The sequence below is a fragment of the Exiguobacterium chiriqhucha RW-2 genome (assembly GCF_000416965.1).
In the GTDB taxonomy this organism is placed as follows: Bacteria; Bacillota; Bacilli; order Exiguobacteriales; family Exiguobacteriaceae; genus Exiguobacterium; species Exiguobacterium chiriqhucha.
In genome coordinates this window covers 53814-78399 of the sequence record NZ_ATCL01000022.1, presented here as the reverse complement: position 1 = coordinate 78399, position 24586 = coordinate 53814, and the positions used below count along the sequence as shown (strand labels likewise).

Sequence of the window (24586 nt, the reverse complement as noted above, 5' to 3'; positions counted from 1 at the left end):
TTTTCTCGTTAAAACGCCGGAATCGCCGTTTCTTCGTAATTTTCTTCCAAGAACGCGCGGACTTCGTCACTTGTGAGTGCTTCGCCGAGTTTCTGGATCGCTTCTTCATCTTTGTTGTCTTCACGAGCAACAAGCGTGATGGCGAAGTCGTTCTCGACACCTTCCGTCAAGAGAGCATCGCTCTTCGGCGTCAAACCGAGTGGAGCCGCGTAAGCCGGCGTCATGAGGACCGCATCGACGTCATCATACGCACGCGCGAGCATGAGCAAATCGACTTCCTCGAACTTGAGGTTCTTCGGGTTTTCGGTGATATCGGCTTGCGTGTAATACGAACCGTTCTTCTCACCGAGCTCAATCACGTCGTGCTGTGCGAGCAACGAGAGCGAGCGATCGATGTTTGAGACGTCATTCGCGATGGCAATCGTCGCGCCTTCCGGGATATCGTCCATGTTGTCATACTCTTTCGAGTAGACACCGTAGTTGGCGAAGTAAATCGGTTCGATTGGGACGAGGTTGGCGTCATTGCTGCGGTTGAACTCTTCCATGTACGGGACGTGTTGGAAGAAGTTCGCGTCGACTTCTTTTGCTGCGAGCGCCGTGTTCGGTTGGACGTTGTCACCGAGGACGACGATTTCGAGCTCGATGTTGTCTTCTGCGAGTTGCTCTTTCGCGATTTCAAGCATATCCGTCATCGGTGGGATGAGCGATGCGACTTTGAGCGTCTGCGGCTCGTTTGACGGGGCTTCCGTCGTGTTCGTTTCTGAATCGTTCCCACACGCCGCGAGGACGAGTGTGAGTGAGGCGAAAAGCGCCAATAATTTTTTCATAAGTTCTCCTTCTTTCTGTAGGTAATTAGCGTTTGTCGATGAGCCGAGCCACCGTCGTACCGGTGAACTGAATCATCTGAACGAAGACGAGCATGATGAGAATCATGTACATCATCAGCTCCGTCTTGAACTGTTGATAGCCGTAGCGGATGGCAAAATCACCGATGCCACCGCCCCCGACCACCCCCATGATAGTCGAGTACGAGATGAAGCTGATGATTGACGTCGTGAGCCCGAGGACGAGACCGGAACGGGCCTCGACGTACAAGAACTTGAAGATGACGTCTTTGATGGACGCCCCCATCGACACGGCCGCCTCGACGACGCCGCGCGGTACGTCAAGGAGTGACTGCTCGACGAGTCGCGAGTAATGGGCGATGGCGATGATGGCGAGCGGCACGGTTGCCGCCGCCGTCCCGATGGCCGTTCCGATGATGAGCCGCGTAAATGGAATCAAAAACACGACGAGTAACAGGAACGGGAACGAGCGGACGATATTGACGATCAAGTTGAGCACGGAGAAGACGGCCCGATTTTCGAGCAGTTGCCCTTTTCGTGACAAGTAGAGCCACGTCCCGAGCGGCAGACCGAGGAGGACGGCCGCGAGAATCGAGACGCCGACCATGATGAACGTCTCCCCGATCGATTGCCAAATCTCAGTCTGATATTGCAGGAGCACATTAGGCATGTGGTTCACCCGCCTTCTTCAGTTGATTGACGAACCAGGACGGATTGTCGTCAATCTCTGCGACCCCGCTCGGAATGACGTCAATCGTCTCATACACCGAACCGTCCGTCATGACGGTCACGCGGTCGCACACTTGTTTGATGACGTCCATCTCATGCGTCACGATGACGATGGTAACGCCGAGCCGCTCGTTAATCGACTTCAACACGCCGAGCACTTCGGCCGTCGTGTTCGGGTCGAGCGACGACGTCGGCTCATCACATAACAAGACGTGCGGTTCGTTCGCGAGCGCCCGCGCGATGGCGACGCGCTGCTTTTGACCACCGCTTAGTTGTGCCGGGTATTTGTCTTTGAACGACTCGAGCCCGACGAAACGCAGGCACTCGAGCACCCGGGCCTCATGCGTCGCCCGTGGTCGACCGGCCAGCTTCAACGAGGCGGCCACGTTGTCAAAGACGGTCTTGTTCGCGACGAGATTAAACTGTTGGAAAATCATGCCGATGACGTGACGCTTCTCGCGTAGTTGTCGACTCGACAGGCCCGTCAACTCATCGCCATCAATCGTGACTTGCCCTGTATCCGGTGTCTCGAGCAGGTTCATCAGTCGGAGCAACGTCGATTTGCCGGCTCCGCTCGCGCCGATGATGCCATATACCTCGCCACGCTCGATTTGAAGCGAGACGTCACGGACGGCTGCGTCGCGGCCGAACTGTTTGCTGACATTCGTTAACGTGATCATAGATGGTTCCTTTCTCTCATGGGAAAACTGGGTCAACCTCGTAACCCATTTTAGCGAACTAAAGCAGACTTGTCAGGTGAGGTGCTTCACAAAAAAAGAACCGCACGTGGCGGTTCACTTTAACGGGTGCTGTTTGAAATGCTCAGCGATGTGGCGCCGCATCGATTCACGATTCTCGGCAAAGATTCGATGTCGATGGCCGTTCCCCCCTGATGGATGGGGAAATCCGCTCACGACGCGTTCTGGCGCGATAATGCCCTTGTCGACGAGCGTCTCGACGGCACGACGGACGTTAATCCCCATCGGCAAGATGAGTGCGTCCTCGAGGACGGCCATCTCGTCGGCGAACCCTCCTTCGACATAAGACCGAAATAAATCCGTCTTCAACATGTCTGGACTCGACCCGTTGTAGTTCTTCCCTTTATAAAAGACCGGATACGGCAGCACCGCCGTATTCTGCACGAGATGGTTCGCCTCGCCGAACAAGTCGAGCGTCGTCGGAATCCCAAGGTGGTGATGCAACTCCAAGTCGTCGAGCATCGTCACCAAGTTCTTGCGAATCGGTCCGGAGAAGCTGCCTCGTTGTTTGACAGCTCGGAGCGCCTCCTCGTCGGGTGCGTCCGCCAAATCACGAATCGCCTCGAACGATTGCCGCATTTGATACAGTCCCGGCGTAATCCCTGCGATGACGACTTTGGCGTTCGGGTTGATGTATTCGAACGGCGCATAATAAATCGTGAGTTGCTTGTTCGGGTCCTCCTCGAGCAGGAACGGTTCACTCTTCAGTGTCGTCTCCTCCAGGTCGGGCAGTTCGAGAATATGTTGTTTATAGCGTTGAAATAAATCGGTACGTGTCGGCATGATTGTCCCTCCTCTGTTTCTGTTCTTTCCCCAAACCGCCAAATCCTATCAGAGGATGGCGAACTCATTTCGCGCATTGACGCGGCACATCCGCTTTTGTATAGTTAGGAACGACAAAACGAATAGGAGTGACCAATTTGACTCCAACAGAACCGACGACACGACTCCTCGACCTCCTCAGTGAGCGACATGACCAAATCCGTCGCATTAGCGAGCGGGCTTGGAACGAGCAACACGATATCTACATCTCCAACTCCGAATGGTACGTGCTCGCCCGGATTTATCAAACAAAACCGACCATTGCCGAAGTGACGCGCAACGTCCACATCTCCCGTCAAGCGATCCATAAGCTCATCAAGAACTTGAAAGCGAAAGAACTCGTCACGGTGACCGATCATCCGACGAGTCGAAAAGATAAATGTATCGAGCTGACCGAGCTCGGGGTCCGTTGCTACGAACAGAACGAGTCACTGAAAGCCGAACTCGAACAAAAAATAGCCGATTCACTCGGTGATGACGCGTTCCGACAACTGAAAATGTTGTTGAAAGCCGACTGGAATTTGTAATCTCTCCTAACGATTGGGAGGGATTTTTTTGTGTCATATCTCACCTCAAATGTCAACCGAGTTGACATTTCGTGTCATGAACTACTATACTTGATGAAAGGAAGAGGTGATCGATTTGTTCAAAACTGGTGATTTAATCATCTATTCGACCCACGGAGTTTGCCGCATTGACGACATTTCCGACATGACGGTCGCGGGTGAGACGAAGTCGTACTACACGCTCCATCCCATCAATAACGCACAGAAGTTGCAAATCAGTATCCCCGTCGATAGTGATAAAGTGATGATGTTGACGCTCCTTGAAGCGAAAGAAGCAAAAGAGATCCTCGAATCGTTCCGCTCGCCGGGTGTCGAATGGAATCCCCATCCGAACAACCGCAATCGCGAATTCTTGAACGTCGTGCACTCGGGTAACCGTCACGAGATCGCTCAAGTCATCAACACGCTTGCTCGCCGCCAAAGCGAAGCTCTCTTGTTGAACAAAAAGTTATATGAACAGGACCGTAAGATTCTAGAGAACGCTAAAACGATCCTCGTGAAAGAACTTTCGCTCGCGCTTGAATTATCGGAAGAAATTATCGATCAACAAATTGCTGCTTATTTGAGCGAAGAACCTGTCGCCACTACTTGATTGGCCCCTTCCGTGCGAAGAGGTCTTTTTTTTATGCCTCGAATTGTGCCAACACTTGTTCTTTAAGCGGCTGGAAACTTTGCCCCACATGTCCGTGGTACATAAAATGCTTGGAACAGAATATCGTCCCGACTGTCCCATTATCGTACGTAAATGTAATCGGACCTTTAGAAATCCAGTCTTTCAACGCAATTTTCTTTTTGAACGTCTCAGATGGTTTCATCTGTTCTGCCTCCAACAAATTAAGCAATTCCCCGAGCGCCTGCTTACTGTGTACAATAATCACTTTTGGTTGATAGAGAGATAGTAGCTCACGAAATACTCTGCTACCGTGCTGAATTAACTCATCTTTCACTTGAAGCAAGTCTTTCGCACGCTTTGTCGGATACGCGTTCATATTCGTCTCAATGATGCCAATCTTCTCCCCTGACCTCTCTTCTAAATCTTTCACAAATTGATTTAAACCGACTCTTGTACGGGATAAAGGACTCTTTCCTTGTGATAGTCGAATCATCTTTATTTGTTCAATGAAGCGTTCACGATTACAAAGTGTTTGAATATAGTCCTCGACACTTGAAAACGCATCTTTTGAAATTGGTGTGGCCGGATTGATACCCACTATGAAAACATTCCCTTTTGAATCAGGTGATTTACTGACGAATGGACGAAAATAGATGTCATGGGAATGGACTTCAATCCATGTATGTAGCTGTTCATTTGTTTGCATAATCATGTCCTCCTTTAATCACTCTCGACAATGACATCTTCCGCTAGCCCTGTGTTATTGATTTTTTTGTACTGCTCATAGACATCCGCTACATCAATAAGCTCTTCTGGATCTAAAAGTAATGTCTTAGATCCTTTTTCAATCAAGAGAAGTGGATGGTCTTTGAATTTGATTTGTTCAACCACATCATTTGCATGTGAGATCAGAAGTGTCTCGTTTGTCTGTCTCATGCAACGGACGTCCCAACGGTCTAGCCATTCTAGCACTTGTCTCGTTTCCCATTCGACATCGAACAGGAGAGCAACAAGGATATAGTGGCCTGCATGCCTCATCAATACTGCGAAACAATCGTCCAATTGGATACATTCCGTCTGTTCCGTCTCCATATGATCTTCGTAGTTGGGAAGCACGCAATACTCGAAGCAATCCGGGTACTTTCGAAGTTTGTCGACATAATCACCGTACTTCTTACGTTCCCATTCAGATAAAATGATTTTATTCATGCAGCACCTCCTAATTTTATGTAGACTCACATTTGTTTTTAACCAATATATGGATTAATTGTCTTACAATTCAAAAGAAAAAGCGAGAATATGTTCATATCCTCGCCTGTACATCATTCAATTGTGGACGACGCCTTTCTCTTTCAAGCCGAGCGCCATCGCTGTCGATTCGTGAATCGTCTTGAACAGTTCCGGGTGATCGGAGAGTGATACGCCATAAGACGGCACCATCTCTTTGATTTTCGGTTCCCATTCCGGCATCCGGCTTGGGAAGCACTGCTCGAGTACTTTTAACATGACGTGCACGGCCGTCGATGCGCCCGGTGACGCACCGAGAAGTGCTGCGACCGATCCATCTTCGGCGCTGACGACTTCCGTTCCAAACTGGAGTGTCCCTTTACCGTCTGGCGTGTCTTTGATGACTTGGACGCGTTGTCCGGCGACGACAATTTCCCAGTCCTCATTCTTCGCGGTCGGAATGAATTCGCGGAGCTCGTCCATCCGTTTGTTGTGCGACAAGAGCACCTGCTCAATCAAATATTTCGTGAGCGGCATCTCTTTCGCCCCAGCCGCGAGCATCGTCACGACGTTGTATGGTTTGACCGATTGGATGAGATCGAGGTTCGAGCCCGTCTTCAAGAACTTCGGCGTAAAGCCGGCGAACGGTCCGAACAACAATTCTTTGCGCCCTTCGATGAAGCGCGTGTCGAGGTGCGGCACCGACATCGGCGGTGCGCCGACTTTCGCTTTGCCGTATACTTTCGCGTTGTGCTGTTCGATGACGTCACGGTTCTTACAGACGAGGAACAGACCACTCACCGGGAATCCGCCGATGTGCTTGGACTCCGGGATGCCCGTCTTTTGAAGGAGCGGTAGGCTACCGCCACCGCCGCCGATAAACAGGAACGGCGCCGTGTGCGTCTCAATCGTGTTCGCCTCGATGTCTTTCACTTTCACTTCCCACAAACCGTTCGCCAACCGTTTCACGTCCTCGACGCTATGCTTGTAATTGACCTCGACGCCTTGGCCGGTCAAATGGTCAAACAGCATCCGTGTAAGCGCACCGAAGTTGACGTCGGTACCTGAATCGATTTTCGTCGCCGCGATCGGCTCATCGACGGAACGTCCTTCCATGACAATCGGCATCCAGTCACGGAGTTGTTCCGGGTCATCCGATAAAACCATCCCTTCAAACAACGGATTATTTGTTAGCGCTTCCAAACGTTTCTTCAAGAAGCGGACATCATTCTCGCCTTGGACCATACTCATATGTGGAATCGAACGGATGAACGCTTCCGGGTTTCGAATCAAGCCTTTGTTGACGAGATGCGCCCAAAACTGACGCGAGATTTGGAACTGCTCATTGACGTTGATCGCTTTCGAGATGTCGAGCGTACCATCCGGCTTCTCGGTCGTATAGTTCAACTCGCAGAGGGCGGCATGTCCCGTCCCGGCGTTGTTCCATTCGTTCGAACTCTCTTCCCCTGCACTTTCGAGCTTCTCAAACACTTTGACTTCCCACTCTGGTACGAGCTCTTTAAAGAGCGACCCGAGCGTCGCACTCATGATGCCTGCACCAATCAAAATGACGTCTGTTCTCTTTTGAACACTGCTCATGAAAACCCCATCCTTCTCCCCTGGATTTGTGTATGAGACGATTCGGTAAATCCCCATTCGCCGAATCGCCCCGTTTATAATTGTTATATTGATTATAACGCTTTTGTGATGTTTGATAAGGGTTAAGTACGGAAAACTTTTAGAGATTCTAACGAAGTCATCTCGCGGAACTAGAGATGTTATGATGAATACAATCAATACTTAAGAGAATGAGGTAGCTATAATGAAAAAGAAAGTAAAAGTAGTTGCAGCAGTGATTGAAAATGAAAATCAAGAAATTCTCTGCGCCCTTCGCTCAACAAATATGATGATTCCAAACATGTGGGAGTTTCCTGGTGGAAAAGTTGAAGACGGTGAGAATTTGCAAGAAGCACTTGAACGTGAGATTTCTGAAGAGTTAGCTTGCGAAATCACTGCGCACGAAGTGATTAATGAACATGTACATGAATATGAAACGTTCATCATTCAATTGATTTCATTGCGTGCTGAGTTAAAATCAGGAACGCCTACCGCGACAGAACACGATGCGTTAATTTGGTTAAAACGCGATAACTTACATTCCCTTGTGTGGGCCCCAGCAGATATTCCTGCCGTCAACGACGTCATTAATCAAACGACAAAAGCCGAGAACGTGTAACAATCACGTCTCGGCTTTTATTAATGCGTTTGTTCGTGTAAGTAGTCGTAAATTTGCTGATCGACACGTTCTTGGAGGAGTAAGTTCATCGTAACAACAGACAATTCCTGTCCGTCTTGATTCAGCATTGTCGTATCTTGAACAGATTCGCGATCCGGTTTGACTTCACCTAAATAGTAGAAATCTCCGCCTTCATCATCATCCTTTTTCACAAAGAGATGAATATCGATTTCTCTTTCCTGTGCTTCAATGATTTTACGTACTTCTTCCGATTTTGTCGTTCTTCTGCTTCTCGTATACCAATGAAACACTTCTGGATTAATAAAGGAGTCTCCATAATTGACGCTAGCTTCAACGTCTTCACCCTTATGGTATGTGACAAAAATCGGACAAGTTTGATGTTTTATTTTGTAGCCATACATCGTCGATTGTTCTTCTTTATCCCAATTTAATAGGCGGCAAGCATCTTTCCTCGTGTACTTTTCAAGTCGGGTTAATGGTTTTGTTTGATCGTATCGTTGACCTCTAGCTAAGGAAGCTGTTAATACATCTTTAAACAGCTGAGTGAACCATTCATCTTTTAATAAAGAGTGCATATGAGATGAGAATCTATACACCTCACCTTCCCAAGAAATTAAGGCGTGTCCTCCATACTTCAATCGATCAGCATCTTTAAAGAAGTTTAGTGATAATACGTTTTCTAAAGAGTGAATGGTAGCTTTATCACTTCGTATGCCCTGCTCACGCAAGCGATGAATAAAATCTTGTTTGTTCAAACTTTCCTGCTCCAACAGAAGTTGCATTAACAATGCCTCATGTACTCGTTTTCCTGATAATAACTCTTGGGTCACCATCAACAGAACTTTCGAATGAATGGAAGGAAGATCAGGGAGATCAGGCTCCACTATATTCAAAAAGGCACCGTAATGACCCTTCTTTGTTCCAATAACAATTGGATCCATTGAATAATGTTCAACAAAATCACTTAGCATCGGAGGTCGGCCTAAACGGTTTTTCAAATTGTGATAAGCCTCTTTTAACACTTTTAAGTCCGTTAGTTTTGCTTGATTAATCGATTCGTAAATTCGCTCTTTTGCGATGGCTTCAAAATTAATGGTCGACGTGCCAGAAATATAGCTACGATCGATTACTTTTCTCCGAATCGAATCTTTATTTTGAGAGCGGTCTCCGGATAAAGCGATTGGAATCAAATAGTTATTTTTGTAGTTAGCAATGAAATCGATAACGGTCACGTATTGTTTTGAGCTGTGTTTTCTTAATCCCCGTCCTAGTTGTTGAATAAAAATAATACTTGATTCTGTCTGTCGCAACATGACGACTTGATTAATGCTTGGAATATCAATACCTTCGTTGAATATATCAACTGTTAAAATGTAATCTAGACGACCCTCTTCCAAATTAGTCACTTCAACTCGTCTCTTTTCTTGCGAATCATCTCCCGTTAAAGCACATGTTCTAAAACCTCGATGATTCAATTCCTCAGAAAGTCGTTTCGCTTCTCGTTTTGAACTACAGAACATCAAACCACATAAACGCTCTCCAGAAAAACCATAGTAATCAATCTTCTCGATAATCCGTTCTACACGTTCCTCTGACACGAGCTGAGTGAATACATCAAACTCAACTTGATTTCCACTCACTTCAAGATCTGTCACTCCAAAATAGTGGAAAGGACACAACATGTCCTCTTCAAGCGCTTCTTGTAACCGAATCTCATATGCAATGTTGTAATCAAACAACTTAAATAAATCATATCCATCTGAACGTTCAGGAGTTGCTGTCATTCCTAATAAAAATTGTGGTGTGAAATGTTCTATAATTCGTTGATATGTAACCGCTCCTGCTCGGTGACTCTCATCAATCAATACGTAGTCAAATGCGTCTCGGTCAAACTGATCTAATGTTTCTTGTTTAGAAATTGTTTGGATCGTTGCAAAGACATACCTGGCCCCCATTGCTCGGCTCGAACCTGACAGGATACCAAAATCACTTTCATCACCACCAATGACTCGATGAAAATCATTCTTTGCTTTTTGCAAAATCTGTTCGCGATGCACTACGAATAGCATTCGCTTCGGTCGATAGCGACGAACATCAAAAGCGGCTAAATATGTTTTTCCCGTGCCCGTCGCTGATACGACGAGCGCTCTTGTATTTCCATGCGCACGAACGGCCTCAATCCCACTTAAAGCTGCTAGTTGCATCGAATTAGGTTCTACTTGTAACGCTTCTTTTAATCGATTTACTCCATACGAGTCTGGAAACTCAGCTACACGTTCTCCAAAGACTGGACGATACGAACGTTCGTAAGCTGAAATCCATTCAAGTGTCAATGGAACTGAAACACTCCACATTTCTTCAAACTGATCGAGGAAGTGTCCGACAATTTCTCCATTCTCGTGAGAGGTCAACTTCAGATTCCACTCGTAATTTGTCTTTAACGCTCCAGACGTCAAATTAGAGCTTCCAACAATTAATGAGTAGTACTCTTCGTGTTGAAAAATGTATCCCTTAGAGTGGAATGCCTCAACTTCTGAAATGCGAATATCTACATTCTTCAGTTTTAATAGTTCTTTAAAGACTTTAGGTTGATTAAAGTATTGGTACGTTGAGGTCATGATTTTTCCACGGATACCTTTGTCATGTAAGTCGGAAAGCGTAGATTTTAACGTAGCTAAGCCAGCTTCCGTAATAAACGCAACAGAGAATAAGAAAGATTGGCATCCCTTTAGTTCGTCTAGAAGCGAAGTGAGTACATCTTGTCGTTTATGTTTTTCATTCATTAATAACTCAGGTTTAAATGGACTCACGTGATGATGATGCTTATCAATGAACCCCTTTTCTAACGAATTTTTGAGTTGTTCTGTAAAATGAGTCATATGTACCTCCAACATGATTTATACTAAATTCAAATAATTTCAATACCAGTATTTTATTTTACATATATTTCATTATTATCTTCTGCATAAAAATGATCAAGGAGGAACTCCATGTCTACGTTCTATCTCATCCGTCATTGCTCGGCGACTGGCCAAGAGCCGGACGCCCCACTCACCGAAGCCGGCGAACAACAAGCACTCGCACTCGCTGACTTCTTTCGAGACATTCCCGTCGACCGCATCATCTCGAGCGACTATACGCGAGCTACTGCCTCGATCGCACCGCTCGCCACATCCAAGCAGCTGACCATCGAGACGAATCCGAAGTTGCGCGAACGCATCCTCTCGCTTGAACCGCGCGACGATTGGTTCGAACTGCTCCGCCATTCGTTCACCGACACCTCGTTCCGTTTGCCGGGCGCCGAGTCGGGTCAAGATGCGACGGACCGGATTTTGAGCGTCATCGAACCACTCGACGACATAAACGGCACGACCGTCCTCGTGACGCACGGAAACCTGCTCGCGTTGCTTCTTCAACATGTGGATAACCGCTATGACTTCGACACGTGGCGCAATCTCAGCAATCCCGACGTCTATCGCCTCGATATTGTGGATAACTCTTGGTCCGTGGAACGTGTCTGGTCCGTCCCTACCTGTGGATAACGTTATCCACAGAAAAAGCCGTCTCGCAGATGAGACGGCTTTCGTTTTATTTCTCTACGAAGAACATTGAGATGGCTCCGAGGCCGACGTGCGTCCCGACCGAGACGCCCATCTGCATGAGGTAAATCTCACCTTTGAAGTCGGATTCGGTTTGAATCTTCGCCTTCAAGTTCTCTGCAATCTTTTGATCTGACGTATAGCCGATGATGACGAAATTGGTGATGTCCTTGTCGCAGCGTTTGATGAACTCGTCCGTATAGTGCTTGAGCACTTTACGCGTTCCCCGTTCTTTCGCGACGATGGCCCCTTTGCCGTTCTTCATGCTCATGATCGGTTTGACCATCAACAGCTTGCCGATGATCGCACTCGCGTTCGAGATACGACCGCTTTTAATCAAATGGTCCAAGTCGTCGACCGACAAGAAGTGCTTCACTTTCATCTTGTACTTCTCGTTGAAGTCGACGAGCTCCTCGAACGTCGCCCCAGCCTCACGCATCTGGGCGCTCTTCATCAACAACCAGCCGCTCCCGTGGCTCATCGAACGTGAGTCGACGATATGAATCTTCACCGTCGAATCGGGATGCGCCTCTTCGAAGTATTCTTTTCCGAGCACGGCCGATTGATACGACCCGCTCGTCCCGCTCGACATACAGATGCAAAGAATCTCGTCATGTCCGCTCTCGACGGCCTCTTCCATCAGCTTCATAAATGTCGCCGGGCTCGGCATCCCCGTCGTCGGGAATTCCGGTAGCGCTTCCAACATTCCGTAAAACTCATCGGGCTGGATGTCGACACGGTCCTCATACGATTTATTGTCAATCGTGATGATGAGCGGTGCGACGCCAATCTCATATTTTGCTAAAATCTCATCGGATAAATCACAAGTTGAATCTGCTAGTAATTTTATCATGGTACCCTCCAAATAATCGCCCTTAAATGACGAGAATCGTCCTAGACCACTACGTCGATTCAGACGTCACGATAGGACTTCTCCATTGTATCAGATATGGAGGGGTAGATGTTTTTTTGCCAGGCCCGAATATGCGTTTGTTTGCTCGTGTCGAAGCAACCATTCCTTTCGCCAGAGTCCGCCCGCATAGCCCGTCAACGTCCCGTTCGATCCGATGACGCGATGGCACGGGAGGACGATGCTCAATCGGTTTCGCCCGTTGGCGCTACCGACGGCACGCACAGCGCGGTCCCGGCCGAGTGTCATGGCCAATTCGCGATACGAGGTCGTCTCGCCATATGGAATCATGACCAGCGCCTGCCACACGTCCTGTTGAAACACCGTCCCCATCACCTCATACGGGAACGTGAACGATTGGCGACGTCCGTTGAAATACTCCTCGATTTCTCGGTAACACGTATTCAACACGTCCGGTGTCGTCTCACCCGCTTCATAGCAGACGTCAGTACGTTCGACGAACAGGATGGAACGGATGGCCATCTCTGTCCCGACAATCTCCAGAATCCCAATCGGACTCACATAGTCCAGTCTATACGTCTCCATACAATGACCTCCATAAATAGAATGTGGCGTACGCTTCCCACCCGGCAAAGCGTTCCCCGTACTGCCTCACTTCGTCTGCCGTCAACTTGTCGCTTCGCCCAAGATGATGCTTCAACGCCTGATGCAGACCAGCATCCGCAGCCGGGAACGCCGTCGGATCTTGGAAACACTTCATCCGGACATACGCGGCCGTCCACTCCCCGACACCACGTAAGCTTAACAACCGTTCATGCATCACGTCGGGTGGCTCGCTGCGCAACTGCTGTTTCGACAATCGTCCGTCCGTCATTTCCTGGGCGATGCCGATGATATATTCTGCTTTCCGGGTACTGAATTGGAGCGGTCTCAGTTCACTCGGGTCGAGCAGCGCGATTGTCTCTGGGGTCGGGAAAGCCCAGTACGTCACGCCGTCCACTTCCCGAGATGGTCCGTATTGCTCGACGAACCGTCGTTTCAGCGTATAGGCGAACGACAGTGTGATCTGTTGACCGATGACGGCCCACGTGAGCGCCTCGAACAAGTCTGGGAAGCCGATCAGACGTAGCCCCTCGTACTCTCGGACGAGCGGACGCAACAGTTCATCCGTCTCGGCCATTCGCACGAACGCTGCGACGTCTTGGTCGAGGTCGAACCAGTCGCGGACGTATCGTTCCACGTGTTCCTGTTCCGAGCTCGTGATGTCGTCTTCCGGGAACGCGATGACTAGGCCATGAGCCGTCTCCATGATATCCCCTAGCAGCAACCGTCCGTCGACGTCGAACAGCTTGGAGACGGACGTTTCGCGGGCGACATGCATCACTTCATCGTCGGAGCGTCGCAAAAACTGCAGACATTGTTGAAAATCAAACGGAGCGGTGACGTGAATCTCGAACGATGAGCGACTCATCGGCCCCCCCCTTTCGATACATGCTCGGTGAACAACCCTTTAGCCGTCGGAAGACGCGATAAAAGTTGGATGGGGTTTGAAAGCCGACCTCATAACAGATGGCGAGATTGCTCATGTCCGTCGTCCGCAACAGATGGGCCGCCTTGTCGATGCGAACCTTTTCGAGCAGACGGCGCGGCGTTTCGCCCGTCGCTTGCGTGAACGTCCGCTCGACGTAGAACGGGCTCAAGCTGACGTGCTCGGCAATCTCCTCAAGCTTGAGCGGCCATTTGTAATGCGTGAGCACGAACGCCGTCACGTCATGGACGAGCGCGCTCGCCGGACTACGGTCGACCTCGGGCTGACATCGTTTGCACGGCCGAAAGCCAGATGACTCCGCTTCCGCTTTCGTCTCATAAAAATCGACATTCTCCCGCTTCGGCTTCCGCGAGCGGCACGAGGGCCGACAGTAAATCCCGGTCGTCTTGACTGCGGTATAAAACTGTCCGTCATATGTCGCGTCACAGGCGAGCACTTTCTCCCACTTCTCTTCAAACGTCAGCATCTCGTCACCCCCTTTGTTCCACTGTATCAGATTGATTTTCGTTCACTCGTCCTATTTCTTGCGTTTACAGTCTACATTCCCGCGATTCACGAATCTCATTTATTTTGAATCCGTCTTCCCGTCTGACTCGTACTATGATTACACGACTCAATTGAGTACACTTTAGCTAATCAAGATTTCGATAGTTTGTCAGAAGGAGCACATACGATGCAAAAGCGATTTTCCTGGAAACAACTGAAATGGTTGCTTCCATTCCTATTGATTGGATTGATTCTTTATCAGAGCGGTCAGGAGCTCCAAAACCTGTCGCTCGCCGCGGCGTTTCAAACGTTAGAGGCGTTGACGGGCTTCGAACAGATTGCCTTGATCGGACTCGGACTCGTCGCCGTTTTGACGATGACCGGATACGACTACTTTCTACTGCGCTCGCTCGACGTCCAGCTCCCGCTCTCGAAGCTGCTTCGCGCGGCATGGATCACTAACGCGATGAACGGCATGATCGGGTTTGGCGGCGTCATCGGCATCGCGCTCCGGACGTCGCTGTATCGACCGTATACGGATACGAAGCGTTTGCTCCGGGCCATCGGTTGGATGACCCCGACGCTCATCAGCGGCTTGTCGCTGCTTGCCGCAGGAGTGCTCATCGGACTTTTCCCGGCCGGCGTGCTCACCGGAACGAAACAATGGATTTGGCCCGTGCTCCTCGCGACACTCGCCGTCCTGCCGCTCTACATATACGTGACGCGGAAACGCTCGAACTTAGATTGGACGACATTGCTCGGCTATATCGCGACGTCGCTCGCCGAATGGGTGACGGCCGGACTCGTCGCCTTGTATGCCCTGCATTTGCTCGGAGGCGAAGCACCGCTCACAGCCATGATGGGTGTCTTCATCGTCGCGACTATCGTCGGGGTCGTCTCGCTCGTCCCGGGTGGTGTTGGTTCGTTTGATCTATTATACCTCGTCGGGATGACCCAGCTCGGCATCGACCAAGAGATTGTTTTGTCTTCTTTGATCGTCTATCGCTTTGTCTACTTCATCGTCCCGTTCATGATCGGCCTGTTCTTGGCGGCTCTCGTCTTCGGGGACCAGGTCGTCAAACAGATCGAGTATAAGCCGATCATCGGGTCGTCTTATGAAATCGGAACCGTCGTCTGGCGCATCGTGTCGCGCACACTCGCCAAGACCGGACGGCTCGCCGGAAGCCTGATCGCATTGATGACGAGCCTCGTCTTGTGGTTCCAGACGCTGTTACCGAGCGTGTCACCGCTCTATTCGACCGCCCTCTGGTTACAGTGGGTTGGCACGCTCGCGCTGTTCACGGCCGGTCTGTTGACGCTACTGACCACGTTCGGGATGTACATTCGGACGAAGCGTGTGCTCTGGCTCGTCGGGGTCGCAGTTTTCATTGCCAGTATCGGTGTCATCGCGCGCGGCTTCAATCTGTTTGAAGCGTTCGTCGTCGGTGGGTTCGCCTTGTTTGTCTGGTTGACCCGGACCCAGCACAAACGCTATCGCTCCATCGTGACCGTCAGCCGCTTCGTCCGCAACGTCGCCTATGTCGGCCTCTATGTCGGTACGCATGCGTTCCTGCTGCAGTCGTTCAGTCAGACCGACACGATTTTCTTCGATCCGGAAGCTGCCGCCGCGTTGAGCATCGCCGCCGTCGTTTTGTCCGGACTGCTGTTGATTGGCATCTTCACGCTGTTCAACCGGTTGAAACGTCCAAAGCTCGGCACGTCGTTTGAACCGTCCCGCTTCGCGGCGTTTCAAGCCACGCATGCGACGACGAGCGCGTTCGACTTGGCCTATATGAACGACAAACTCGTCTATTATGGGCCGGACGACGAGGCGTGTCTCTTGTTCGCCGTATCTGGCAATCACGCCATCGTCCTCGGGGATGTGCAAGGAGCGCGAGACGCCGCGTCACACCTATTGCTCGCCTTTATCGAAGAAACGGACCGGCTCGGCTATATCCCGCTCTTTTATCAAGTCACCCCGGACTGGATGCCGCGCCTGCACGACGCCGGGTTCACCTTCTTCAAGCTCGGTGAAGAGGCGACGGTTGATGTCGCCACGTTCTCGCTCACTGGCAAAAAGCGTGCCAACATGCGCTCGCTCCACAACCAATTTACGAAGCGAGGCTATACGGCTGACATCGTCATGAATCCGTCTTTCGAGCTAACTGCATCATTGCGCGGCATCTCGGAAGACTGGCTCGGTAATCGAAGTGAGAAAGGGTTCTCGCTCGGCTTTTTCAACGAGCAGGCCTTGTCCCACTATCCGGTCGCCCTCCTTCGTGACGAGACGGGACAAGTCGTCGCCTTCATCACGTTGCTCCGCGGCAGTGATACTGTCTCCATCGATTTGATGCGCTCTCACGGTGACGCCCTGCCCGGATCGATTGAGGTGCTGATTCTGCACGTGATCGAGTGGGCACGGGACAACGATTATGCCCACGTCGGCCTCGGCATGGCACCGCTCGCCTCGGTCGGTGAGCACACATTCGCGTACTGGCCAGAGCGGATTGCGGCCGACATCTTCGAGAACATCAGTTACATCTATCCGTTCAGCGGGCTCCGTCAATTCAAACGAAAGTTCACACCGACGTGGGAAGCCAGATATTTGGCCATCCGCAAGCGTCGGAAACTGCTCCCGTCCTTGCTCAGGACGGCACGGTTGATCAGCCGGAAACGAGAATCTTAAAACGTCAAAGAGCGCCTCGCATGCGAGGCGCTCTTGCTTTCGATTATTTTACGGTCACGCTGACGTTGTCGATCGTCACATCGTGCGCGCCGAGCGGCGAGCCTTCCGTGCGACCGAGCAAGAATTTCATAGCTGTCATGTCTGTCTGCCCCATCGTGAGTTCGAACTCGTACGACTTCGTCTCAGGAGTAACTTGGACGATTTCGCTCAAGTAACGCGTATAGGCTGCGTTCTCGATCGTCACTTCCATGTTGCGGGCCACTGTCGACGAAGCATCGAAGCGCACGACGTACGTTTGACCTGCATGTAACTCGAGACCACCCTGCTCCATGAGCACGCTCCACGGCTCTTGTCCTTCTTGCGTGATTGACAATTGAGCCGCCTCGTTCACCGCTTCGACCGCCGCTTGAGCGTCAAAGTGGACGTACGAGCCCCAATGCGTCAATCCTTCAGTGAATGAACCGTTCTTGAGAGGTGATGGATCAACATCGGCCGGTGTCACATCCAGTAATTGCACATCGTCGAGTGTGATTTCACCTTTAGCCGAACCAAGCACGAATTGGAGTTGGCTCAACAAATCCGACTCTTGTTCCATCGTGAACGGGATTTCAATTGATTGGAAGTCGCGCGTCAACGCCACGTCTTGGAGCGGGAGATACGCTTGTCCGTCCAATCCATTCAAGCCGACTTGAAGCGATTTGATGCGTTCCGACTTCGCGTTGAACCGAAGCACGTACTCACGGCCTTCCGTCAATTGAATGCCGTTTTGGACGAGCGTTGCCGGTTGCCCTTTCTTCGCGTTCGTCACGAACTCGAAGTGACGAGCTTCCTCATCAACTGTGCCTGTGCCTTTCGTTGCGCCTGGGTCAAACTGCCAGTACGTCAAGCGGTCCATTGCCCCTTGATCGAACGTGCCGTTATAGACATGGTTGCCGTCTCCGAGCGCCGGTTTCGTCGCGTTCGGGTCGAGCGCTTCACGCGGTGTCTGTTCGACGCGCACGTTCCCGATTTGAACGCCTGCCGTGCTGAGGCCGACGTTGAACTCGAGGCGTGCCGCGAGGTCCGTGTCTTCTGTCATGTCGAACGTCATCGAGTACGTCTGGACGTCGGTCGTCAAATCGAACGAACCTTCATCCGAATATTTGGCGTAACCACGGTCTGGTCCACCGCCGACTTTGACAGCGATTGAGCGGGCCGAGTCGGCACTCGCATCGAACGACACTTTGTAGTGACCGCCTTTGCCGAGTGACACGTTTTGAATCAATTGGTGCGAGTAAGGCTGACTGCCCGCTTGCGTAATCGAGATATCCGCGAAGCGCGAACCAGTTTGCTCAATCACGTCGATGGATCCAGCTCCACCGAAGTCCGGTAGCGCCACATAGTTCCAATTCACAGGGTCAAGTGCCTGCGAACCGTTTGTCACGGTCGTGATTGGCTCTGTGTAGTCTTGATCGTAGACGAGGTTGCCGTCTTCAGACGGTTGTTTCGCTCCATCCGGAAGCACGATCGTTTCATCCGTATACACCGGTTCGACTGCTTCGCGATAGTCGCGGTTCTTCAAATCGAAGACGCGAACGTAATCGACTTTCATATCAGCCGGGAATGGTGTCGTCGCATCGACGTCTCCATCAAACCAGCCGCCGACGGCCAAGTTCATAATCAAATAGAAGTTTTGATCGAACGGTGCCGGATAGCTGTATTTCGTCGCTTGGTTCAACCCTTTCGAGTACCAATCGTTTTGTGTCTGATACAATTTCCCGTCAACATACCAACGCAACTCGCCTGGCTCCCACTCGACCGCATATGTATGCCATTTGTCGATGCCGTCGCCTTCTTCAAAGTGGTAGTCTTTGCCGGTATATTTATTGTTCGGCCAGTTCTCGCCGTAATGGATTGTTCCGGCGACCTTGTCAGGCTGACTGCCCCATGCTTCCATGATGTCGATTTCACCAGACGCGGCCCAGGCGCCATAACGGTCCTGTTCCGGCAACATCCAGAACGCCGGCCATAGCCCTTTGCCGGTCGGGAGCTTCGCACGCATCTCATAACGGCCGTACGTTTGACTGAACTTACCTTTGGTCGTCAACTTCGCTGACGTGTAATCGTATGACCCAAGTTCGTCTGTCACTTGTTCTTTTTTCGCACGGATGACGAGGTTTCCGTCTTCTACGAAAGCGTTTTCGTTTTTGTCCGTGTAAAATTGCTTCTCATTGTTTCCCCACCCCGGTGTGACCGGCGTACCGTCTTGATCCTTCAACCAGTTCCCCGTGTCAAAGTTCCATTTCGTTTGGTCGATTTCTGGTTGGTCAAACTCATCCGACCAGACGAGCTTCCATTTCGTGTTGTCTTTTTTCTCCGGCTTTTCGGCAGATGCGCCTTGTGCGGCAGACAAGACAAGACCAGTCCCGAGTGCAAGTGCGACCCATTTCTTCATTACATTTCCTCCTCTGGCATGAATGAAGGCAGGGACGATGCAATCGACCTTGCCTCTTTTAGTGACGTACAAATTGAAACCGCTTTCCGAAAGCGCTTTCGGTAATCTTATTATAAATTTTTCCCATGCCTCGATTCAACCATTTTCTTGAAGTGAAATGAAAATGACATAAAAAAGCATCGACCGATGACTCAAGTCGATGCTTCCGTAACGGTCCAATCTGAAATCGTGACTTTGAACCCAGGTGCCTCCGTATCCGGACTGCAAGCGTACGGTCCGACGCGTAACGTCGACACGTCATGGAGATGAGCAATCCGCAACTGCTCACGCGTACCATCCTCGTATTCGAAGAACACCTCCACATCCCCATCTGTATAGACGAGTTCGAACGTCAACCGTCCGTGAATGTCCTTGTTCGGGAAATCCCGCGTCGACCAATCCGAATAACCAAAGGATGTGACGACGGCCCCGAGGTGTGATGGTCCGTCCGGGATATACTCGACGGACGTCTTGAGCCAATGGTCGTCGTTGACGTACAACAGGATGCCGGCCTGATCGTATGTATGGCTCGGTTCCATCTCAATCGTCGCCCGGCATGTGAACCGCTCGGCCGACACGTCTGTCACCAAAGCGTGTGCCGTCATCCGGTTGAAGCCGTAATGGGTGTTCCGCCAAAAGTCGGTGTCGGGTGCCGTCTGGAACGTCAGACGCTCACCGGCGCTCACATCAAAGGGTTCATTAATCCACTGATACGCTCTCCACATTCACTTGTCCTCCTTGATCTACTTGCCGAAATGATCCGTACCGATGCCGCATCGCGAACAATAAAGATAGCATCGCCCGTTTGTATGGAATGAAATGTCCCAGCTCCATCAATGCGAAGATGGTCTGCTCATCTGCCCACCGGACTGCTTGCACCTCGCTCGGTTGCAACGTCAATGCATGGATGTCGACCTCAGTCTCAATTAAATAAATATCATCGAACACACCGTCTGAATGGAACGTCAAATGCGGGCGCATGTTCGTCATGTCAATCGCGAACCCGATTTCTTCTTCCAGTTCACGCATCGCTGCTTGTCGACTCGTCTCGCCTGACAGCGCATTGCCCGCCACCGTGACATCCCATCCGTTCGGCCAGTTCTCTTTATCCGATGTCCGTTGTTGAATCAACATCTCGCCTTGTCGATTGAACAAACAGACATGTACCACCAGATGACAATCATCTTGGTTCGGTGGCATACCGCGTCGCCAAACACGATCCGTCCGTTCTCGATGTTTCGTATATACGTCCCACAACTCCACTTGTTCAGGCACGGCTCGATTCCTTCTTTTCATAGCTATAGATGGCGCCCCACTGTTTGCGCATCGAAAATAATAGCGAAATCATCGATTCATAATACGGGATGAACGTCCCTTCTTGAATTCGCTCAAGAATCGTCGCCTCATCTGCCCACTGCACGGCCTGCACTTCCGATTCCTGAAGCGTCAGGCGATTCAAATCGACTTCTGTCTCGACGAGGTAGATATCGTCGAATCCTTCGTCAAAATTGACCGTCAAATGCGGCCGTGTTTGGGCTAAGTCGAGCTTCAGCCCAATCTCTTCTTCAAGTTCGCGCATCGCCGCCTGTTGGCTCGTATCGCCGACTGTAGCGCTTCCCCCGACGGTGATGTCCCACATGTTCGCCCAACCGTCCTTGAACGGCTGGCGTTGCTGAATCAACATCTGTCCGTCTTTGTTGAAAATGCAGACGTGGATGACGAGGTGATAATCACCTGTCTCGAGGCGGGTGCCCCGTTGCCACGTCCGCCCTGTCTTCTTGCGGTCCACATCATACACATCCCAAAACTCCATCGTTCCATCCCCTTTATGTTGCCGCGCTAGCACCTGCAGCTTGGTCTGCCTTCGCACAATCGATTGCGACGACGATTGAGATGAGCATGTGCTCCATTGTCTCGTCCATCACTTGAATCTCGTAACTATCGCCCCATGATAGCCATTTCTTTTGGACGCTGCCGATGACTTGACCGTTCTGCATCACTTGGAAGTCCATGTCCCACCAGTTGCCTTGCACATCGATTCCGGCCGCATCAATCGTATATCGCGGCTTGAATAACGTAAACTCTTTCGAAATCGTGACCGTCTCTTGGCCTTCGACATCAACATAGAACTTCGGCAAGAAACTGAACGTCTTTTTCGTGATTGTCGTAATCTCGTGACCTTCTTTGTCTGAAATCGTGAACGACTTCGGTAGCTTCATAAAGCTCCCTTCGACGAAATACAAATCGTTCTCATCCGCGTCCTTGATGGTGAAGCGCCCGCGCAAGCTAAATACTTTCTGTTTCATGTAGAGCGTGTTCATTGTCATCCCTCCACTTAGGTATTGTTCCTTCTATACGAGACAATACCCGAAAATGATTCAGATTCGTTCACCGAGATACGTGACGCGTGGCAAGAATGTCTGGAATCTCTGCCAATCCATCAATGATATGATCGGCTTGTCGCAGCTCGTCGTCTTGAGAAAAATCGAACCGACACCCGATTGCAACGAGATCATTCGCTTTGGCCGCCAAAATGTCTGAAAGACGATCACCGACGACGAAACCGTCTTGAATGTTATAGGTTGTCACGATGTGAGCGACCAAATCACTTTTATCCAACGTTTTGATGTGCTCGATGCTGTACGTTGACGTAATCCAGTCGTGCAGGCCATAGTGCGATACAATCGCCTCCAAGTACGGGATGAGGCCGTTGCTCGCGATGAATATTGTGTACCCCATGGCGCTCAGTTGCTCCAAGAGCTCTGTCACGCCCGGATACAAAGCTCCGTTCCCGCTCTTAATGTTCTCGACCAAACGCGTCAGGAAGTAGGCATCTGTCGCCTCTCGCACTGCCGTCTCATGGTGCGGGAGTAACGTCTCCCAAACGACAGGCAACGGCACCCCCATGATGTTGCGATACGTATCAATCGGTGTCGCACCTTTCCATTGTCCCTCGCTCCGTAACCGTTCAAACGCTTCATCGAGTGCTCGTTCTAAAATCGTCTCCGTCCGAAATAACGTTCCATCCATATCAAAAATAATCGCTTTCTGCATTCTGAATCCCCCTTCGTGAATCGAAACTATTGTTTCTCTCTATCATACGATTCTTTGCCCACCACACACTTACTTTTTTATCCAGTCAAATCGGTCGAGAGATTCTTTGGTATGCTAGGCATGACCAATTTTTATGGAGGTGAGCACTAGATGCCCCCACATCTTTCAATCGACATCGACCTCGACTCGTTGACTTGTTCCGACCACGTCGTCGGTAATATCGCCTTCGTTCTGGACTTTCATAATTATTTCCCGGGACAAGGATGGTCTGATTTCGTCGCCATCGTCTTGAAATGGTGGGTCGACAGTTGCCGTGCCCTCTTATTCGCACCGTTGTATGAGACATACTCGTTTCAATTCATGGAAGGCCCGATCCGGATAACCGCTAAAAGGGTGACCGCCACAGAAGTTGAGCTCACCTTTGTAGATGATGGTCATGCTAAGACGCCTATGGGGACTGTATCGCTTGAGGAATTGAAAGATGCCCTCATCAAAGCGACACGTCAGTTCATCAATGCCGTGGATCGACTCGGCTGGAGAAACGAGGACGTCGAGACGTTGCGACACGCAATCAAAGTGCTACATACAAGCTAAATATAACTAAAAAGACGACGCGGCAACTGTCCGCGTCATCTATAAATCCGATTTTATTATTTGATTTTCCCACGATTCTCCAACAACTCAAAAATACGCTGTGCTTGATCCGTGTTATCAATCATGCCCGTGAATTGCTCTTTTTGAGGACCGTACGCATAGACCGGCACATCGTCCCCGGTATGACCGTCTGTCGTCCAACCCGTTCCTGAGCGTGTGTCGAAGATTTTTTCAATCGCATTGTCAATCTTCGTCACGTCTTTCGTCTCGGCCGCTGTTTGAACCGATTTGATTTCAGCATCCGTCAGCTCAAGGTCAATCCATTCGTTCAAGACAGCTTCGACGTCTTTTCCTGACTCAATTTGTTTCGCCATGAAGTCCGGCGTTCGTTTCGCGGCTTGGATTGGAGCCGCATCCCAGTTGTAGTTCCCGTCCGAACCGATCGAGAAGCCACCTGTCGAGTGGTCGGCTGTGACGATGACCAACGTCTCTCCGTTCTCTTTTGCGAATTCCTCGACTTCTTTGAACGCATTCTCGAAGTCTTTCATCTCACTCATCGCACCGACGACATCGTTGTCATGACCGGCCCAGTCGATTTGACTGCCCTCGACCATTAAGAAGAATCCATCTTCGTCGTCCTCTAAGCGGTCGAGCGCCGACGTCGTCATATCGGCCAAGCTCGGCTGGCTATCGTCCCGGTCGATCATCTTGTCGAGTCCCACCTCGGCGAACAGACCGAGCACTTGTTTATTCTTGTCCTGCTTCATCTCTTCTGCCGATTTTACATAGCTATATCCATCTTGTTGGAACTGTTTCGCGATATTGCGGTCCGAGCGTTCGAAGAAGTCGGTCCCGCCGCCCAACATGACATCGATTTTATGTTCACCGTTAATCAACTCATCATAATAATCGTTGGCGATGGCGTTCTCACTCTTGCGCTCTTCTTCATGGGCACCATATGAAGCCGGTGTCGCGTGTGTGATTTCAGATGTGGCGACGATTCCGGTCGACATGCCGTTCTCTTTCGCCTGCTCGAGCACGGTCTTCACGTCCGTCTTATCGTTATCGACTGCGATGGCGTTGTTATACGTCTTGACGCCGGCGCTCATCGCCGTGGCCGCTGCCGCTGAGTCCGTCACGTTCTCCTCTTCATCTTCCGGATACGTTGACTGCAAGCCGACCAAATGCGGATCGAATGCCGTCTGTGGCATGTCCACGCCTTCCGTGTCGTTCATGTAACGGAGTGCCGTCGTATATGGTACGCCCATCCCGTCCCCAATCATGAAGATGACGTTTTTTGCTTTGCCATTCTTGCCGTCTTTCGCTTGTACCTCGGTCTCCTGTTGTTGCATCCCGATTAGTCCACCAAGTGCGAGTGTCGACACGACCGCCAATGGAATCACTTTTTTCATGGATTTCTTCATTTCCTTAGTCCCTCCCGAATATGTATTGCGTTT

General features: G+C 50.5%; 25 protein-coding genes. 6 read left to right on the top strand and 19 right to left on the bottom strand.

The window, feature by feature from the left end; translation table 11 throughout:
* Window positions 1–8: 8 nt before the first annotated feature.
* From M467_RS29955 to M467_RS29940, 4 genes are all read right to left on the bottom strand, one after another.
* Window positions 9–827: a MetQ/NlpA family ABC transporter substrate-binding protein gene (locus M467_RS29955; RefSeq protein WP_021067914.1), complete on the bottom strand. Its 819-nt coding sequence runs from the start codon at window positions 825–827 to the stop codon at window positions 9–11.
* A gap of 25 nt (window positions 828–852) precedes the next feature.
* A complete protein-coding gene (locus M467_RS29950; protein ID WP_021067913.1) occupies window positions 853–1515 on the bottom strand; it encodes a methionine ABC transporter permease in 663 nt (220 codons plus the stop codon).
* A complete protein-coding gene (locus tag M467_RS29945; protein ID WP_021067912.1) occupies window positions 1508–2254 on the bottom strand; it encodes a methionine ABC transporter ATP-binding protein in 747 nt (248 codons plus the stop codon). Before M467_RS29945 ends, M467_RS29950 begins: the two co-directional genes overlap by 8 nt.
* A gap of 114 nt (window positions 2255–2368) precedes the next feature.
* Window positions 2369–3115, bottom strand: a complete 747-nt coding sequence (locus tag M467_RS29940; RefSeq protein WP_021067911.1) for a hypothetical protein — start codon at window positions 3113–3115, stop codon at window positions 2369–2371.
* 137 nt (window positions 3116–3252) lie between these two features.
* On the opposite strand from M467_RS29940, the gene M467_RS29935 reads away from it, so the two are divergent.
* Both M467_RS29935 and M467_RS29930 read left to right on the top strand, forming a co-directional pair.
* On the top strand, window positions 3253–3681 hold the full coding sequence (locus tag M467_RS29935) for a MarR family winged helix-turn-helix transcriptional regulator (protein WP_021067910.1): 429 nt from the start codon (window positions 3253–3255) through the stop codon (window positions 3679–3681).
* Between the two features lie 106 nt (window positions 3682–3787).
* A complete protein-coding gene (locus M467_RS29930; protein ID WP_029596405.1) occupies window positions 3788–4312 on the top strand; it encodes a CarD family transcriptional regulator in 525 nt (174 codons plus the stop codon).
* A 31-nt stretch (window positions 4313–4343) separates the two neighbouring features.
* On the opposite strand, the gene M467_RS29925 is transcribed toward M467_RS29930, so the two are convergent.
* From M467_RS29925 to mqo, 3 genes are all read right to left on the bottom strand, one after another.
* Window positions 4344–5039: a hypothetical protein gene (locus M467_RS29925; RefSeq protein WP_021067908.1), complete on the bottom strand. Its 696-nt coding sequence runs from the start codon at window positions 5037–5039 to the stop codon at window positions 4344–4346.
* A 14-nt stretch (window positions 5040–5053) separates the two neighbouring features.
* Window positions 5054–5542: a hypothetical protein gene (locus M467_RS29920; RefSeq protein ID WP_021067907.1), complete on the bottom strand. Its 489-nt coding sequence runs from the start codon at window positions 5540–5542 to the stop codon at window positions 5054–5056.
* A 117-nt stretch (window positions 5543–5659) separates the two neighbouring features.
* Window positions 5660–7159, bottom strand: a complete 1500-nt coding sequence (mqo, locus tag M467_RS29915) for a malate dehydrogenase (quinone) (RefSeq protein WP_021067906.1) — start codon at window positions 7157–7159, stop codon at window positions 5660–5662.
* Between the two features lie 223 nt (window positions 7160–7382).
* Here mqo and M467_RS29910 point away from each other — a divergent pair, with 223 nt between their 5' ends.
* Window positions 7383–7796, top strand: a complete 414-nt coding sequence (locus M467_RS29910; RefSeq protein ID WP_021067905.1) for a (deoxy)nucleoside triphosphate pyrophosphohydrolase — start codon at window positions 7383–7385, stop codon at window positions 7794–7796.
* 20 nt (window positions 7797–7816) lie between these two features.
* Here M467_RS29910 and M467_RS29905 read toward each other — a convergent pair whose 3' ends face one another.
* Entirely contained in the window at window positions 7817–10696 is a 2880-nt protein-coding gene (locus M467_RS29905) for a DEAD/DEAH box helicase (RefSeq protein ID WP_021067904.1), read from the bottom strand.
* A gap of 111 nt (window positions 10697–10807) precedes the next feature.
* On the opposite strand from M467_RS29905, the gene M467_RS29900 reads away from it, so the two are divergent.
* Window positions 10808–11359 (top strand): histidine phosphatase family protein, encoded by a 552-nt coding sequence (locus M467_RS29900; protein WP_021067903.1) that lies wholly within the window; start codon window positions 10808–10810, stop codon window positions 11357–11359.
* Between the two features lie 46 nt (window positions 11360–11405).
* Here the strand turns inward: M467_RS29900 and M467_RS29895 are convergent, their stop codons facing one another.
* The 4 genes from M467_RS29895 to M467_RS29880 form a co-directional block, all read right to left on the bottom strand.
* A complete protein-coding gene (locus M467_RS29895) occupies window positions 11406–12269 on the bottom strand; it encodes a DegV family protein (protein ID WP_021067902.1) in 864 nt (287 codons plus the stop codon).
* A gap of 90 nt (window positions 12270–12359) precedes the next feature.
* The gene (locus tag M467_RS29890; protein ID WP_021067901.1) at window positions 12360–12872 is read right to left on the bottom strand and encodes a methylated-DNA--[protein]-cysteine S-methyltransferase; all 513 of its coding nucleotides are present in this window, start codon (window positions 12870–12872) and stop codon (window positions 12360–12362) included.
* Window positions 12859–13758 (bottom strand): DNA-3-methyladenine glycosylase family protein, encoded by a 900-nt coding sequence (locus M467_RS29885; protein ID WP_021067900.1) that lies wholly within the window; start codon window positions 13756–13758, stop codon window positions 12859–12861. Before M467_RS29885 ends, M467_RS29890 begins: the two co-directional genes overlap by 14 nt.
* Entirely contained in the window at window positions 13715–14302 is a 588-nt protein-coding gene (locus tag M467_RS29880; RefSeq protein WP_021067899.1) for a bifunctional transcriptional activator/DNA repair enzyme AdaA, read from the bottom strand. Before M467_RS29880 ends, M467_RS29885 begins: the two co-directional genes overlap by 44 nt.
* A gap of 207 nt (window positions 14303–14509) precedes the next feature.
* Between M467_RS29880 and mprF the strand changes: the two genes are divergently transcribed.
* On the top strand, window positions 14510–17008 hold the full coding sequence (mprF, locus tag M467_RS29875) for a bifunctional lysylphosphatidylglycerol flippase/synthetase MprF (protein ID WP_021067898.1): 2499 nt from the start codon (window positions 14510–14512) through the stop codon (window positions 17006–17008).
* A gap of 43 nt (window positions 17009–17051) precedes the next feature.
* Here mprF and M467_RS29870 read toward each other — a convergent pair whose 3' ends face one another.
* From M467_RS29870 to M467_RS29845, 6 genes are all read right to left on the bottom strand, one after another.
* Window positions 17052–19442, bottom strand: coding sequence for a carbohydrate binding domain-containing protein (locus tag M467_RS29870; protein ID WP_021067897.1), 2391 nt, complete (start codon window positions 19440–19442; stop codon window positions 17052–17054).
* A 191-nt stretch (window positions 19443–19633) separates the two neighbouring features.
* Entirely contained in the window at window positions 19634–20206 is a 573-nt protein-coding gene (locus M467_RS29865) for a DUF1349 domain-containing protein (protein ID WP_021067896.1), read from the bottom strand.
* Entirely contained in the window at window positions 20181–20756 is a 576-nt protein-coding gene (locus tag M467_RS29860) for an NUDIX hydrolase (protein WP_021067895.1), read from the bottom strand. Before M467_RS29860 ends, M467_RS29865 begins: the two co-directional genes overlap by 26 nt.
* Window positions 20749–21294, bottom strand: coding sequence for an NUDIX hydrolase (locus M467_RS29855; RefSeq protein WP_021067894.1), 546 nt, complete (start codon window positions 21292–21294; stop codon window positions 20749–20751). Before M467_RS29855 ends, M467_RS29860 begins: the two co-directional genes overlap by 8 nt.
* A gap of 13 nt (window positions 21295–21307) precedes the next feature.
* The gene (locus tag M467_RS29850; protein WP_021067893.1) at window positions 21308–21802 is read right to left on the bottom strand and encodes an LURP-one-related/scramblase family protein; all 495 of its coding nucleotides are present in this window, start codon (window positions 21800–21802) and stop codon (window positions 21308–21310) included.
* A 67-nt stretch (window positions 21803–21869) separates the two neighbouring features.
* The gene (locus tag M467_RS29845; RefSeq protein WP_021067892.1) at window positions 21870–22535 is read right to left on the bottom strand and encodes an HAD family hydrolase; all 666 of its coding nucleotides are present in this window, start codon (window positions 22533–22535) and stop codon (window positions 21870–21872) included.
* A 150-nt stretch (window positions 22536–22685) separates the two neighbouring features.
* On the opposite strand from M467_RS29845, the gene M467_RS29840 reads away from it, so the two are divergent.
* On the top strand, window positions 22686–23129 hold the full coding sequence (locus M467_RS29840) for a hypothetical protein (RefSeq protein WP_021067891.1): 444 nt from the start codon (window positions 22686–22688) through the stop codon (window positions 23127–23129).
* A gap of 56 nt (window positions 23130–23185) precedes the next feature.
* Here the strand turns inward: M467_RS29840 and M467_RS29835 are convergent, their stop codons facing one another.
* Entirely contained in the window at window positions 23186–24553 is a 1368-nt protein-coding gene (locus M467_RS29835) for an alkaline phosphatase (RefSeq protein WP_021067890.1), read from the bottom strand.
* Between the last annotated feature and the right edge of the window lie 33 nt (window positions 24554–24586).

Excerpts from the sequence above, each read along its gene's own strand:
- M467_RS29955 (WP_021067914.1), bottom strand. The coding sequence starts at position 827 with ATGAAAAAATTATTGGCGCTTTTCGCCTCACTCACACTCGTCCTCGCG.
- M467_RS29950 (WP_021067913.1), bottom strand. The coding sequence starts at position 1,515 with ATGCCTAATGTGCTCCTGCAATATCAGACTGAGATTTGGCAATCGATC.
- M467_RS29945 (WP_021067912.1), bottom strand. The coding sequence starts at position 2,254 with ATGATCACGTTAACGAATGTCAGCAAACAGTTCGGCCGCGACGCAGCC.
- M467_RS29940 (WP_021067911.1), bottom strand. The coding sequence starts at position 3,115 with ATGCCGACACGTACCGATTTATTTCAACGCTATAAACAACATATTCTC.
- M467_RS29925 (WP_021067908.1), bottom strand. The coding sequence starts at position 5,039 with ATGCAAACAAATGAACAGCTACATACATGGATTGAAGTCCATTCCCAT.
- M467_RS29920 (WP_021067907.1), bottom strand. The coding sequence starts at position 5,542 with ATGAATAAAATCATTTTATCTGAATGGGAACGTAAGAAGTACGGTGAT.
- mqo (WP_021067906.1), bottom strand. The coding sequence starts at position 7,159 with ATGAGCAGTGTTCAAAAGAGAACAGACGTCATTTTGATTGGTGCAGGC.
- M467_RS29910 (WP_021067905.1), top strand. The coding sequence starts at position 7,383 with ATGAAAAAGAAAGTAAAAGTAGTTGCAGCAGTGATTGAAAATGAAAAT.
- M467_RS29905 (WP_021067904.1), bottom strand. The coding sequence starts at position 10,696 with ATGACTCATTTTACAGAACAACTCAAAAATTCGTTAGAAAAGGGGTTC.
- M467_RS29900 (WP_021067903.1), top strand. The coding sequence starts at position 10,808 with ATGTCTACGTTCTATCTCATCCGTCATTGCTCGGCGACTGGCCAAGAG.
- M467_RS29895 (WP_021067902.1), bottom strand. The coding sequence starts at position 12,269 with ATGATAAAATTACTAGCAGATTCAACTTGTGATTTATCCGATGAGATT.
- M467_RS29890 (WP_021067901.1), bottom strand. The coding sequence starts at position 12,872 with ATGGAGACGTATAGACTGGACTATGTGAGTCCGATTGGGATTCTGGAG.
- M467_RS29885 (WP_021067900.1), bottom strand. The coding sequence starts at position 13,758 with ATGAGTCGCTCATCGTTCGAGATTCACGTCACCGCTCCGTTTGATTTT.
- M467_RS29880 (WP_021067899.1), bottom strand. The coding sequence starts at position 14,302 with ATGCTGACGTTTGAAGAGAAGTGGGAGAAAGTGCTCGCCTGTGACGCG.
- mprF (WP_021067898.1), top strand. The coding sequence starts at position 14,510 with ATGCAAAAGCGATTTTCCTGGAAACAACTGAAATGGTTGCTTCCATTC.
- M467_RS29870 (WP_021067897.1), bottom strand. The coding sequence starts at position 19,442 with ATGAAGAAATGGGTCGCACTTGCACTCGGGACTGGTCTTGTCTTGTCT.
- M467_RS29865 (WP_021067896.1), bottom strand. The coding sequence starts at position 20,206 with ATGTGGAGAGCGTATCAGTGGATTAATGAACCCTTTGATGTGAGCGCC.
- M467_RS29855 (WP_021067894.1), bottom strand. The coding sequence starts at position 21,294 with ATGGAGTTTTGGGATGTGTATGATGTGGACCGCAAGAAGACAGGGCGG.
- M467_RS29850 (WP_021067893.1), bottom strand. The coding sequence starts at position 21,802 with ATGAACACGCTCTACATGAAACAGAAAGTATTTAGCTTGCGCGGGCGC.
- M467_RS29845 (WP_021067892.1), bottom strand. The coding sequence starts at position 22,535 with ATGCAGAAAGCGATTATTTTTGATATGGATGGAACGTTATTTCGGACG.
- M467_RS29840 (WP_021067891.1), top strand. The coding sequence starts at position 22,686 with ATGCCCCCACATCTTTCAATCGACATCGACCTCGACTCGTTGACTTGT.
- M467_RS29835 (WP_021067890.1), bottom strand. The coding sequence starts at position 24,553 with ATGAAGAAATCCATGAAAAAAGTGATTCCATTGGCGGTCGTGTCGACA.